This window comes from Kaistella gelatinilytica, assembly GCF_015679325.1.
GTDB classification, from domain to species: Bacteria; Bacteroidota; Bacteroidia; order Flavobacteriales; family Weeksellaceae; genus Kaistella; species Kaistella gelatinilytica.
This window is the reverse complement of record NZ_JADPVI010000002.1, coordinates 655,076-667,904: the sequence shown is the minus strand read 5'-3', so window position 1 is coordinate 667,904 and position 12,829 is coordinate 655,076. Positions and strand designations below refer to the sequence as shown.

Here is a 12,829-nt window from a genome sequence, read left to right as displayed (position 1 = left end):
TTGTACCCATGAAAAATCTGTTTTTTATAGCGACGCTTGCTTTTTTCGCATTTCTTTCCTGCAGAAATGATGATCGAGCGGTACAACAAATTGATCAGATCCTGAATATTTATATTGATTCTGCAGGTCAGGATATGTTGAACAGTAAAATTAAAGGTTCGTATACAAATATTCGATGGAATGATATCAATGGATTAACTGATACTGCACCAGTGAGTTTTAATAATAATAAAGATGCCGATACGCTTAATTATATGGAATATCTCGCAGGAGCAAAGCGGATTGCGATTGATTCTTCGGGTAATTCTAAAACGTATGAGTCAAAAATAAATCTCTTTTTAACGAAGAGAATAAATGACAGCACGACGTCTACCGGAAAAGATTTGATGGTCATCCATTACACTTCTACACCGGATTTGTTTCAGGTTTCAAGTATTTGGTATAATAATATTTTGAAATTTACTAAAGTTCAGGGGCAACCCAACATCGTGAAAATCACGAAATAATCATTAAATTTACACATTCAAATCATAATTAAAGTTTCAATTCGAGGAACTTTAACTATTAAATACGACACTTTATATGTTACAGGTTAATTTTTTGCGCGAAAATAAAGAACGCGTTTTAAAAGGTTTAGGGAAAAGAGGTTTCAAGCAAATGGATCTGGTTGATAAAGCCATTTCTTTTGATGATGATAGAAAAAAGTACCAGTTTGAACTGGATCAAAATCTATCGGAAATGAACAAGATCTCAAAAGAAATAGGTCTTTTGATGAGAGAAGGTAAGAACGAGGAAGCCGAATCAGCAAAATCGAAAACGGCCGAGTTTAAAGAAAATTCCCAAGATCTTCAGCAAAAATTAAAAGATGCAGAAGCAAAACTTTTAGATGTTTTGTATCAAATTCCAAATGTTCCTTACGAAAAAGTAAAAGCCGGAACAACTGCCGAAGAAAATGAAATCATTTATCAATCTCATGATGTTGAAGGTTTAGGCGAAGGTGCAATTCCACATTGGGAATTGGCGAAAAAATATAATTTAATCGATTTTGAACTTGGAGTAAAGATCGCAGGAGCAGGATTTCCTGTTTATTTTGGGAAAGGAGCCAGACTTCAGCGAGCTTTGGTTCAATATTTTTTAGATAAAAATGTAGATGCTGGTTATCTGGAAGTAAATCCGCCACATGTTGTAAATGAAGCTTCAGGTTATGGGACCGGTCAACTGCCTGATAAAGAGGGACAAATGTATTACATCAACGAAGATAAGCTGTTCCTGATCCCGACTGCGGAAGTTCCGGTAACCAATCTTTATCGTGATGTTTTATTAGATGAAAAAGATTTGCCAATAAAAAATACAGCATTCTCTCAATGTTACCGCAGAGAAGCTGGAAGTTACGGTGCTCATGTAAGAGGTTTGAACAGATTACATCAATTTGAGAAAGTAGAGATCGTACGTTTGGAAAGACCGGAAAATTCTTACGCCGCTCTGGAAGTAATGGTGGAACATGTAAAATCTATTTTGGTAGATTTAGAATTACCGTTCCGTATTTTAAGATTATGTGGTGGTGACACAGGTTTCGCTGCAGCAATGACCTACGATTTTGAAGTTTGGAGTGCTGCTCAGGAAAAATGGCTGGAAGTTTCTTCAGTTTCAAATTTCGAAACTTTTCAGGCAACGCGTCTGAAATGCAGATTCAAAAGTGAAGGAAAAACACAGTTGGTTCATACTTTAAACGGTTCTGCGATGGCGCTACCAAGAATTATGGCGGCTTTATTAGAGAATAACCAAACCGCGGAAGGAATTAGAATTCCAGCCAAAATCGTAGAATATGCGAAGTTTGATCTGATCAATTAAAAAGCGACTTTTATAAATAGAAAAACCACCAAAATTTGGTGGTTTTTTTTATTAATTATATTTCCATTTATTTTCTTCTTTCTGCTCCTTAATAGACTTTTCTACATCATCAAGAATTTTTGCCATCAAATCCATTTTTTTCTTTAGGAGAAGCTGATCTTTTGTTTTCCAGTAATCGCCTTCATCTTCTACCCAGAAATTTTTGAAAAAACCTTCAATTGCATGTAAAAACTCAATGACTTCAATATGAGCTTCAACGCCGCCAAATTGCGTTTTACAAAATGTTCCTAAAGTAAGAGAGTCATCAAAGTAGATATTAATCGATTCTACGCCAGTGTTTGATTGCAAACTTACTCCTTTTTCCCAAGGCTCCAGTTTTGTTTGGGCATTTTCCTTTAGTTCAGAATATGGCCAATCATGTTCTTCAGCATAATAAGTAACCATGGATAATAATGCGTCCAGATCCTTCAGAGAGGCTAGTTGCCCGCCAAAATGAATAGTAATCGACATCTTTTTTGATTATTAGTTGATCAAAATTACTAAACTATTTTCAACTAATTATAAAAGCACTAAAAAATTTTTGATGGATTTTTTTATTCCGTGGTGATGATAATTTGTTTATCCTTATTCACCAGGTTTTTGCTGCCATCTAACAGTTCGTTACTTCGAACATTGATCTGAATGGTTTTGTTGTCGATTTGTTTCACGAAATCATGTTTTCCAACGATGCTGACAATTGGTTTTTGAAATTTCATCGTGCTCGTGAAATTCATGTTGAACATTTTCATCATTCCGACCATTCCTTGTGCCATCTGTTTTCCATAAACTTCCAAAGAATCGCTTTTGGTAGTTGGATTCGGATTTTTTTCCTCACCAGAATTTTTCGTAATTTCTTTTAAAAATTCTGTACTGTTGAATTTATCGGTATCAATTGTCAGCGTTTTGCCATTCCAGCTTGCGACATTTTGCAAGGGCATATTTTTCAGCTGTTTACTCTGGGATAAAAGGCTTGCGATTTCTGTGGGCATCAACTTATCATATTTTAAAGAAAGGCCATAAATTTCACCTTTATCTTTAATCAGCTTCATGAACATTTTTTTCAGCACTTTTGCGGAGTCTTGATTGAGGGTGACTTTTCCGTCTTTCTGAAGATCAAATAAACTTTTATAATCCGTAGTAAGATTTCCAAATTCTTTTGATTTCGAGAGAATATCAGCTTTATCGCCCATCATGCTCATCATACCGAGCATGCTTTTATCGAGAAGAATATTGGATTCCATACTCGTAGCAGAATCTTTGAAATAGGTAGTTTCTGTATTGACAGAACAGGATTGTAAAGCGAAAGAAGCCAATAGAATCCAAAGTCCAAATTTTTTGATCATTACTTAATTTATTTAAGCGTTTCATTCAAATTGGAGACCAAAGTTAATGATGATGTTTTTAGGGGAAATAGACGGCTTTAAATAGATTTATTAAATCACCTTTTGAGGCTAATTTTCGGGTATGTAATCAACATCTATTTTCAAGGATGAACTAAGCAACTCTTTATCTTTCTGCCATTTTTTATCAAAAAAATAAAGATTCGGCTTTTCAATTTGAATTCCGGAAATTGCCGGATTGTAAGGTTTTGCACCAGCATTTTGTGCTCCGTTAATAATGTTTTCTTTGGAAAGAATCCATTCAAAACCAATAAAATATGCATTCGTTGGAACTTTAATTTTTAATGAAGAAAGATTTGCAATAATTTTATTTTTCCTAATTGGAGTTTCTATGATAATTTTTGCGTTATCTAAAATTTTTCCGGGCAGACCATTTTCGTTCTCATAAATACACAGAAAAATTGTGGATTTCTTTCCGTCGAAATTCATGGTTTCAAATTGAACTTTATTAAAAATTTCTGGAGAATGATCTGTTGAATTTTGATCAATAAGAATCGCAAAGGATTTTTTCGTTTGCATTCCCAAAACGCCGGTTCCTGCAGCTGGTTCTGTATTTTTATGAAATTCGAAAGTTGCTTTTCCTTCTTTTAAATTTGAAATCTCTGTTTTTTGAGCAGAACAGGAAAGAGATAAAAGTAATAAGAGTAAAAATTGATATTTCATCATTTAAATTTACTCAAATATAGAATATTAATGGCAAGTTGCGTGATCTCCCATTTGATGCTCTTTTGAGTTATTGTGAATGACCTGAAGAGAATCATGTGGTGGCGAAATATAAGGTATTCCAAGTTCGAGTCCGCGCAGGATAAAAAGTCCGCCCAAAACGATCATCATGACCGGAACAAATTTTAAAATTTTAATCCTAAATGCGGTGGTCATTAAATTTCCTAAAAGTACGATCGCAAACATAAACGGTAAAGTTCCCAAACCGAACAAAGCCATAAAAGTAGCGCTTTGCCAAATTCCACCTGAAGCTAAACTTGCTGTTAAAGCCATGTAAACCATACCACATGGTAAAAAACCATTGAGAATTCCAGTTGTGAAGCGTGATCGATAATCTGCTTTCTGTAAAAGTTTCCCTAAATTCATCTTCACCTTTAATAATGATTTAGATAAAAAAGGAATTTTGGAGGCGAAATCTTTTCCACCAAAAGAAAATACGGCCATGAAGATCAAAAGAATTCCAACACCGATCGTCAGATATTGCTGGAAACCTGCCATTGCAAAGCCTTTTCCTACAATTCCTAAAATGGCGCCTAAAAAGGAATAGGTCACAATTCTACCAAATTGATAGGTTAAATTCTGCAAATAATAATTGGTTGCCTGTTTTTTGGTTAATCCCAAAGAAAGCGCGATCGGACCGCACATTCCGATGCAGTGAAAACCGGATGCGAAACCTAGAGCCAGTGCGGAAAAAATGAGTGCTATTTCCATTGAACGTCGTAGTCGAGTTGATAAGGTTTTTTATCAGATTTCCATTTAAGTTTCAAAGTATAACCGCCTTTAGAAATTACTTTCGCCGGAATCGAAAACGAGTTTTGTCCGTCAAGAGTCACTTCTTTTTTTACATCCAGATTAGCGTCATTGGTTCTGAAAAGTTCGAAGTTTAATTTGGACTGATCGAGAATGATGCTTGCCGGAAATGTAAGTTTAATACCTTCGGTATTTTGTAAATAAACAGGTTTTTCGGTAAGAAGATCTCCGTTTTTCTTGGCATTGATCACGTCCTGATACTGCAACTCTTCGCTGTAATAATGATCAGTAACCAGTTCAGCTCCCTGTTGACCATTTGGAAAAATTAAGATCATAAATAATATGAAAGCTATAAATGAGCCTAGAGCAAGAACAATCCCGTGTCCCCAAGTGAATTTTTTGAACATTTTTTATTAAAATTGAAGTTTGAAAGGACCTTCGAAATAAGTTTTAAAGGTATCTAAAAGTTTACCCTGATCATCATAAACACCGATACTTATATTCTGTTTGGACAGTTTAATATCTTTCTCCGGGAAACTGATGTTTACGGTACCTTTTGTAATGTCGCCTTTCTTGATTTTTATTTTATTGGTTTCGCTTAAAGTAATTTCCGCATGTTCCGGTTCTAATACTTTAATCGTGATGATCTTGTCTTTATTGCTTTTGTTTAAAAAAGTATAATTATAAGTATTTGTGATCTTAGCATCTCGCACGAAGAATGAAGAACCTGCAGGTTTAATAAATTTCGCTTCCACATCGGCTCTGTTATACATTAGAAATCCTAAAAACGCTACCATTAAAGCCAAAACGAAAGAATACGCTTTCATTCTGTTTGTAAACTGGAACGGAATTTCTTTTTCGATCTCGTCTTCGGTCGCATATCTGATCAATCCTGGCGGAAGTCCTGTTTTAATCATTACTTCGTCACAGGCATCGATACAGGCAGTACAGTTTACGCATTCCAGTTGTTGTCCGTCACGAATATCAATTCCGGTTGGACAAACCACCACACATTGATTACAGTCGATACAATCTCCTTTACCTTCAGCTTTTCGATCTTCGCCTTTTCTCCATTTAAAACGGTTTTCACCTCTTTTGAAATCGTAATAAACGTTGATGGTCTGTTTATCGATCAATACACCCTGTAATCTTCCATAAGGACAAACCAAAGTACAAACCTGCTCTCTAAACCATGCGAAAGTAAAGTAGAATGCGCCGGTAAAAATTATCATGACAAGAAAACTCGTGAAATTGGTGAACGGACCTTCCTGAATCATCTTAAATACTTCCTGATAACCGACAATATACATGAACATCCAGTGCGTAATGATCAAGGAAATAATTACAAATATGGACCATTTCAAAGAACGCTTCCAGATTTTTTCTGCATTCCATTCCTGTCGGTCTAATTTCATTTGTCTGTTTCGGTCACCTTCAATCAGATAATCGACTTTGCGGAAAACCATTTCAAGAAAAATAGTTTGAGGGCAGATCCAGCCGCAAAAAATTCTACCGAAAACAACTGTAAACAAAATGACAAAAACAATTGAAGTAATTGCACCTAACGCAAGAATGAAAAAATCTTGTGGGTAAAAGGGTTGTCCGAAAATATAGAAATGACTTTCGACAACATTGATCAAAAGAAAAGGATTGCCATTAATTTTCAAGAAAGGAATCAGAAAAAACATTGCGAGCAGAAAATACGCAACGATGCTTCTGTAGTTGGTAAATTTACCATGAGGTTTTCGAGGAAAGATCCAAACCCGTTTTCCAGAATCATCCATCGTGCCCACAGAATCTCTGAAGGTTTCTGCATCGATTACCTGTCCCTGTCCTCCTCTGAATACATTTTCTTGATCGGCCATTTTTTACATCTATTAATTAAAAAAAAACATAATTCGTATTCTTGAATTTTCCAGAATAGCGAATTATGTTTTCAAAGCAATATTGTTTTTTTAAATTTTATTTCTCCCAGTTCGCTGGTGTTCCCTGAGGAGCAGCACCACCTTGAGCTGTAGTTATTGGATTTTGTTCCTGATTGATGTGATATACATAAGCAGCTACATTCTGGATGTCGAAACCGGTAAGAACTCCGTTTTTCCCCCAAGCTTGCATCGCAGGATTATTTGGTGAACCATTTTCAACCATGTGGAATACATTTTTGAACAATGTTTTTTCCGGCTGATTGATCCATGAATTATCAGTAAGGTTTGGTCCAATACCACCTTTACCGCCATCACCGTGACAAGAAACACAGTTTGTTTTAAATACTTCCTGACCAGCTGCAATATTATCCGGAGAATAAACCGCATTGTCTATTGTTGGTGGAGGAGTGTTTTTAACGTATTCAGCAATACTTGCAGTTTGAGCTTTATATTCTGCATCATATTCTGGTCCTTGATGAGCAAAATCTGTCAGGAAGTAAGACGCCATGTATACAACACAGTATGCTACACCGAAGTAGAATAATCCCAACCACCATTTTGGCAACTGGTTGTCAAGCTCCATAATCCCATCAAAACCATGGTCAATAAGCAAGTCTTTTTCTGTGCTTGCCGGTTGTTTTTTAAATGCACCTTCGTACAGTGATTTGAAATAGGACGTTTGTTTGGTCTGAATGTATTCCGCCTTTTCAAGGTCGGTTAAACTTTTGAATTTTTCATTTTCAATCAGGTCACCAATTGCATTTTGAATAAGTGCAAGAATTGAACTTATTACTACCGTTCCCCAAAAGTAAGGCGAAGATAGGAAGGAAGCATTCTGCACAAACATGAAATACATGATGAAAAGAATGACCAGTATGATGGCGATCGTTACGTAAACGGGAGATCTTTGTTTCATTTTATTTAGTTTTATATAAAATTACAAGTTTTTATCGTCAATATCATCTTCTAAAGGAGCATTTGCTTCTTCGTCGTAATGTTTTTTAGACCTTGAAAAAACCCAAATTACGATTCCTAAGAAAAATATCAGAAAAAATATCATTGACAATGTCTGGTAGAACCCTACATTTTCGCCATTTGCTAGAATATCTTTTACATTTTGAGGAATCATAATTCGAATTTTAAATTATTTCGTACTTGCCGTTTTAATTTCGGTTGTTTTAATATCAGTTCCTAATCTTTGCAAATAGGAGATCAATGCTACGATCTCTTTTTTCTCAAGTGGAACAAAGTCAGCACCCTGTTGTGCTTTTCTTTCAGCATAAGCCTGTTTTACGTCGGCTGCTTCAGAGTAAATTTGTTTTACGATGAACTTCGCCTGATTATCTGCCCAACTGTCAGCTGAATCGATTTGCGCCTGAGTGTAAGGAACATCAAACGTGTTTTTCATCAGTTTGATCTTATCTACCATTTGACTTCTGTCTAAGTCTCTTGCAATTAACCATGGATATCTTGGCATAATTGATCCGGCGGAAGTAACTCTAGGGTTCAGCATGTGTTTATAATGCCATGAACTTGGGTTTTTACCACCTTCTCTATGCAAATCCGGTCCTGTTCTTTTCGATCCCCAAAGGAATGGTCTGTCGTAAATAAATTCTCCAGCTTTTGAATACTGCCCGTTTTTACCGTTAAATCTTACCACTTCATCTCGGAAAGGTCGGATCATCTGACTGTGACATGCATTACAACCTTCACGGATGTATAAATCTCGACCTTCTAATTCTAAAGGTGAATATGGTTTAACCGCTGCAATAGTCGGTACGTTTTCTTTGATCGTTAATGTAGGAACGATTTCCACAAATCCACCAATCGCAACTGCGACAAATGATAATACTGTTAAAAGAACCGGAGTTCTCTCTAACCAAAGGTGGAATCCTTCTCCTTCTTTTCTTTTTTTCGTAGTCGCTGCCAAAGCTGGTGCTTCTGCAGGAACATTTTTCTGGAAAGATCCGCTTCGTACTGTTGCTACTACGTTCACACACATCAAGATCGCTCCAGAAATATAAAGTAAACCACCAACAAATCTCATTTCATAGTAAGGAATAATTGCGGTAACGGTATCTAACCAGTTTTTGTAAAGCAATGTTCCGTCTGGATTAAATTGTTTCCACATCAATCCCTGTGTAAATCCGGCAATATATAAAGGAACGGCGTAGAAAATAATTCCTAAAGTTCCCAGCCAGAAATGCCAGTTTGCTAATTTCACAGACCAAAGTTTGGTTCTCCACATGATTGGAAGAAGGTAATAGATCATACCAAAAGTCATAAAACCATTCCATCCCAATGCACCAATATGAACGTGACCAATAACCCAGTCGGTATAGTGACCAATTTTATTTAAAGTTTTTGTTGCTAATAATGGACCCTCGAAAGTTGCCATACCGTAACAGGTTACCGCTACGACGAAGAATTTAAGTACCGGATTTTCCCGAACTTTATCCCAGGCTCCTCTTAAAGTAAGAAGTCCGTTCAACATTCCTCCCCAAGATGGTGCGATCAACATGATAGAGAAACCTGTTGCCAAAGCTTGCGCCCAACCAGGAATTGCAGTGTATTGCAAGTGGTGAGGTCCTGCCCAGATGTAAACAAAGATCAAAGACCAAAAGTGAATAATTGATAATTTGTAAGAAAAGACAGGTCGGTCTGCAGCTTTAGGTAAGAAATAATACATCAGTCCTAAAACCGGCGTTGTTAATACGAACGCTACTGCATTGTGACCATACCACCACTGTACCAAAGCATCTTTTACCCCCGCATAAGCAGAATAAGATTTCCAGCCTGTGAAAGTTAAAGGTACTTCTAAGTTATTGATGATGTGTAGCATTGCAATCGCAACCCAGGTTCCAAGATAGAACCAAATGGCTACATAAAGATGCCGTACTCTTCTGATCAGAATAGTACCGATCATATTAATCCCAAAAATAACCCATATAACAGTGATTAAAATATCAATTGGCCATTCGTGTTCTGCATATTCTTTTGAAGTGTTGATCCCCATCAAGAAAGTAATAACTACTGCAACGATCATTAATTGCCATCCCCAGAAATGAATCCATGAAAGCGTGTCGCTGTACATTCTTGTTTTCAGAAGTCTCTGCAAGGAGTAATATGCTCCCGCGAAGAAACCATTACAAACAAATGCAAAGATCACCGCACTGGTATGCAGCATTCTGATCCGGCCAAAACCGAAAGCACCGTGAGTGTTAATAAGTCCCTGTAAATTTCCGCTTCTTAAACTTACGATGGTTGCATCATCAGTTCCAAAGAAATATTCGGGAAGTTCAGGATAAAATAGCATTAAAGCAGCCGTAAGTCCTAGCAAAAATCCGACAAGCCCGAAGACTACGGTTGCATAGAGAAACGCTCGCACAATGCTGTTGTCATAACTAAATTTTTGAGTTTCCATATAAATTAATCACTTTTTTCTTCTGTAGGTATATCTAATTTCTTTTCTGTCTCGGGTTTTTCTTTGATGATCTCGGAGTCCAGTAATATTCGTACTGCAGGAGATTCATCGTCTTCAAATTGTCCGCTTCTAGCACTTACTATAAATATGATAAGAAAAACAACAGCTAATAAAACGCTGCAAAGAATCATTAAATATAGTATGTCCATGTCCGTGCAAATTTATTACAAAATTGACCCAAATTTACTTAAAAAATATGATTTTCATCATTTAATGTTAAAATACGTTAATTTGAAATATGTCTAAATTAGCACAATTCAACTTTAACTGTTGATTTTGAAATATTTAGTGCTTCGCCACCACGTTGCGACGGATGTAAAAGCCACAACACTTATCGAACTGATCGGCATTAAAATCGCGGCAAAAAGTGGCGACATGTGTCCCGTCACCGCAAATCCAAGTCCTATAATATTGTACATAAAGCTAATTGCAAACGTCATTTTCACAATATTCATCGCGTCTTTACAAAATTTCAAATATTTTACAAAATCTACCAACTTTTTCCCTGACATGATCACATCAGATGATGGTGTAAAGGAATTGGTGTCATCTGCAACTGCAATTCCCACATTACTTTGTTTTAAAGCTCCCGCATCATTTAATCCATCACCAAACATCGCAACTTTTTGATTTTGATCCTGCAGATGTTTGATATAGTTCAGTTTATCTTCCGGACTTTGGTTAAAAGCCATTCCCACAACATTCGGGATCATGCTTTTTAACTTCACTTCTTCTGAGGAATTATCACCACTTAAAATATGAATTTTGTATTCATTAAGCGTCTTGAAGAGCGATTTTAAATCGTCTCGATATTCATTTTTAAAAATGTATTTCCCTAAAAACTCACCGTTTCTACTTATATATACTGCAGTTTCGAGGTTTTTGGATTCTTGTCCAACTAATTTTGCCGAACCAATTTTATAGGAATTTCCTCTCACCTGCGCTTCATAACCTTTCCCTGCGATTTCCTTGAACTGTTCGATCGGGAAATATTCATCATTCACCTCTACAAATTCGTAAAGTGATTTTGAAAGAGGATGATTAGAATTCTTTAATAGACTTTTAATATTTTTAAGGTCGAATTCAGAAATTTCTGTACCGTCAAAATTGATATTTGATTTTTTATTGTGCGTAATGGTACCCGTTTTATCAAAAACCAGCGTGTCAATTTTCGAGATTTTTTCGATGGTCAAAGTGTCCTTTACGTAAAATTTATTTCGACCCAAAATCCTCATAACATGACCGAATGTAAAAGGCGCAGATAATGCTAAAGCGCATGGACAGGCAATAATTAAGATCGCTGCAACCACCTGGAACATTTTTTCAAAATCGATTCTTCCCCAGTAAATCCCGGCAATCAAAGTTATTCCTAATATAATGAAGGTGAAATATTTTGAAATTTCATTGGTTAAATTATCGAGTCCGGTTTCGTATTTTTTAAAAGCTTCTTTATTCCAAAGTTGAGTAAGATAACTTTGATTCACTGTTTTGATGACTTCTAGTTCAAGTGCAGAACCAATTTGTTTTCCGCCGGCAAAAATCTTATCGCCCGCTTTTTTAGGTATTGAAGCACTTTCACCTGTGATAAAACTGTTGTCGATATTTCCTTCCCCATTAATCAAAACCGCGTCAACAGGAATAATTTCCTGATTTCGAACCATTATCCGGTCGCCAATTTTTAAATCTGAAAGCAGAATATTATCCTGTTTTCCGTTGAAATCAACTTTGGTTACCGCAATCGGATAAAATGATTTGTAATCTCGATCGTAAGAAAGTGCGCTGTACGTTCTTTTTTGGAACAATTTCCCCAAAAGCATAAAGAATAGTAAACCACACAAAGTGTCAAAATATCCAGCTCCGTAATTGGTCAACGTTTCATAAATACTTCTTCCATAAAGCATTAAAATTCCTAAAACGATTGGAACGTCAATGTTTACTATTTTATTTTTTAATCCAAACCAGGCTGATTTAAAATAATCTGAAGCAGAATAAAAAACAACAGGAGTAGCTAATAAAAACATTAAAAACCTGAACAGAGGTTTGTATTTATCCATCCAGAAATCGGTCGTTCCCATCAATTCTCCCGCATATTCCGGATAAGAAAAGAACATTCCGTTACCAAACGCAAATCCTGCGATTGCAAGTTTAATGACCAGAGTTTTGTCTAAGAATTCTTCTTTTTTCTCCGCAGTTTCAAGGTTAATTACCGGTTTGTAGCCCAAATTGCTCAGGAATTTCGCCAGTGCACTTAATTTCAGTTCATTGTGATTGAATGAAATCTGTACATTTTTTCGGGTAAAATTAACTTGAGAATAATTGATATTTGGGTTCAAAGTATGTAAACTCTCCAAAAGCCAGATACAGGAAGAGCAGTGAATGACCGGAATTTTAAAAGTGACAAGACTCGTATTTCCTTCTGAAAAATCGGTGACTTTATCGAAAATTTCTTTCGTGTCGAGATAATCAAACTGCGAAATATTATCGTCATTTGGTCGAATTCCTGAACGTTTATTCAGTTCATAAAAATTACCTAAATCATTAATATTCAGTATTTCATAAACCGATTTGCATCCGTTACAGCAAAATATTTTCTCGTCAAACGAAATCCGCTCTTTTTCTATATCCTGATCGCAATGAAAACAATTTTCTGACACTTT

General features: G+C 36.0%; 13 protein-coding genes. 2 read left to right on the top strand and 11 right to left on the bottom strand.

Features of this window, described 5'->3' with window-relative positions; translation table 11 throughout:
* Positions 1-8: 8 nt before the first annotated feature.
* A complete protein-coding gene (locus tag IV494_RS10160; RefSeq protein ID WP_196080025.1) occupies positions 9-506 on the top strand; it encodes a hypothetical protein in 498 nt (165 codons plus the stop codon).
* A gap of 76 nt (positions 507-582) precedes the next feature.
* Complete coding sequence (serS, locus tag IV494_RS10155; RefSeq protein ID WP_196080024.1) at positions 583-1,851, top strand: serine--tRNA ligase; 1,269 nt, start codon at positions 583-585, stop codon at positions 1,849-1,851.
* A gap of 51 nt (positions 1,852-1,902) precedes the next feature.
* Here serS and IV494_RS10150 read toward each other — a convergent pair whose 3' ends face one another.
* From IV494_RS10150 to IV494_RS10100, 11 genes are all read right to left on the bottom strand, one after another.
* The gene (locus IV494_RS10150; RefSeq protein ID WP_196080023.1) at positions 1,903-2,361 is read right to left on the bottom strand and encodes a hypothetical protein; all 459 of its coding nucleotides are present in this window, start codon (positions 2,359-2,361) and stop codon (positions 1,903-1,905) included.
* Between the two features lie 83 nt (positions 2,362-2,444).
* Positions 2,445-3,233: a hypothetical protein gene (locus tag IV494_RS10145; protein ID WP_196080022.1), complete on the bottom strand. Its 789-nt coding sequence runs from the start codon at positions 3,231-3,233 to the stop codon at positions 2,445-2,447.
* A 108-nt stretch (positions 3,234-3,341) separates the two neighbouring features.
* Positions 3,342-3,953, bottom strand: a complete 612-nt coding sequence (locus IV494_RS10140; protein WP_196080021.1) for a hypothetical protein — start codon at positions 3,951-3,953, stop codon at positions 3,342-3,344.
* Positions 3,954-3,980: 27 nt separating this feature from the next.
* Positions 3,981-4,724 (bottom strand): sulfite exporter TauE/SafE family protein, encoded by a 744-nt coding sequence (locus IV494_RS10135; protein WP_196080020.1) that lies wholly within the window; start codon positions 4,722-4,724, stop codon positions 3,981-3,983.
* Positions 4,715-5,170: a FixH family protein gene (locus tag IV494_RS10130; RefSeq protein WP_196080019.1), complete on the bottom strand. Its 456-nt coding sequence runs from the start codon at positions 5,168-5,170 to the stop codon at positions 4,715-4,717. The genes IV494_RS10135 and IV494_RS10130 overlap by 10 nt, the downstream gene beginning before the upstream one ends.
* A gap of 6 nt (positions 5,171-5,176) precedes the next feature.
* Complete coding sequence (gene ccoG / locus IV494_RS10125; protein ID WP_196080018.1) at positions 5,177-6,628, bottom strand: cytochrome c oxidase accessory protein CcoG; 1,452 nt, start codon at positions 6,626-6,628, stop codon at positions 5,177-5,179.
* A gap of 97 nt (positions 6,629-6,725) precedes the next feature.
* Positions 6,726-7,604 carry a c-type cytochrome gene (locus IV494_RS10120; protein ID WP_196080017.1) on the bottom strand — a complete coding sequence of 293 codons (879 nt, stop codon included), beginning with the start codon at positions 7,602-7,604 and terminating at the stop codon, positions 6,726-6,728.
* Between the two features lie 21 nt (positions 7,605-7,625).
* Positions 7,626-7,817, bottom strand: a complete 192-nt coding sequence (locus tag IV494_RS10115; protein ID WP_196080016.1) for a cbb3-type cytochrome oxidase subunit 3 — start codon at positions 7,815-7,817, stop codon at positions 7,626-7,628.
* A 15-nt stretch (positions 7,818-7,832) separates the two neighbouring features.
* Positions 7,833-10,112 carry a cytochrome-c oxidase, cbb3-type subunit I gene (gene ccoN / locus IV494_RS10110; RefSeq protein WP_196080015.1) on the bottom strand — a complete coding sequence of 760 codons (2,280 nt, stop codon included), beginning with the start codon at positions 10,110-10,112 and terminating at the stop codon, positions 7,833-7,835.
* A 5-nt stretch (positions 10,113-10,117) separates the two neighbouring features.
* Positions 10,118-10,321: a cbb3-type cytochrome oxidase assembly protein CcoS gene (ccoS, locus tag IV494_RS10105; protein WP_196080014.1), complete on the bottom strand. Its 204-nt coding sequence runs from the start codon at positions 10,319-10,321 to the stop codon at positions 10,118-10,120.
* A 114-nt stretch (positions 10,322-10,435) separates the two neighbouring features.
* The gene (locus tag IV494_RS10100; RefSeq protein ID WP_196080013.1) at positions 10,436-12,826 is read right to left on the bottom strand and encodes a heavy metal translocating P-type ATPase; all 2,391 of its coding nucleotides are present in this window, start codon (positions 12,824-12,826) and stop codon (positions 10,436-10,438) included.
* Positions 12,827-12,829 lie beyond the last annotated feature (3 nt).

Excerpts from the sequence above, each read along its gene's own strand:
- IV494_RS10160 (WP_196080025.1), top strand. The coding sequence starts at position 9 with ATGAAAAATCTGTTTTTTATAGCGACGCTTGCTTTTTTCGCATTTCTT.
- serS (WP_196080024.1), top strand. The coding sequence starts at position 583 with ATGTTACAGGTTAATTTTTTGCGCGAAAATAAAGAACGCGTTTTAAAA.
- IV494_RS10150 (WP_196080023.1), bottom strand. The coding sequence starts at position 2,361 with ATGTCGATTACTATTCATTTTGGCGGGCAACTAGCCTCTCTGAAGGAT.
- IV494_RS10145 (WP_196080022.1), bottom strand. The coding sequence starts at position 3,233 with ATGATCAAAAAATTTGGACTTTGGATTCTATTGGCTTCTTTCGCTTTA.
- IV494_RS10140 (WP_196080021.1), bottom strand. The coding sequence starts at position 3,953 with ATGAAATATCAATTTTTACTCTTATTACTTTTATCTCTTTCCTGTTCT.
- IV494_RS10135 (WP_196080020.1), bottom strand. The coding sequence starts at position 4,724 with ATGGAAATAGCACTCATTTTTTCCGCACTGGCTCTAGGTTTCGCATCC.
- IV494_RS10130 (WP_196080019.1), bottom strand. The coding sequence starts at position 5,170 with ATGTTCAAAAAATTCACTTGGGGACACGGGATTGTTCTTGCTCTAGGC.
- ccoG (WP_196080018.1), bottom strand. The coding sequence starts at position 6,628 with ATGGCCGATCAAGAAAATGTATTCAGAGGAGGACAGGGACAGGTAATC.
- IV494_RS10120 (WP_196080017.1), bottom strand. The coding sequence starts at position 7,604 with ATGAAACAAAGATCTCCCGTTTACGTAACGATCGCCATCATACTGGTC.
- IV494_RS10115 (WP_196080016.1), bottom strand. The coding sequence starts at position 7,817 with ATGATTCCTCAAAATGTAAAAGATATTCTAGCAAATGGCGAAAATGTA.
- ccoN (WP_196080015.1), bottom strand. The coding sequence starts at position 10,112 with ATGGAAACTCAAAAATTTAGTTATGACAACAGCATTGTGCGAGCGTTT.
- ccoS (WP_196080014.1), bottom strand. The coding sequence starts at position 10,321 with ATGGACATACTATATTTAATGATTCTTTGCAGCGTTTTATTAGCTGTT.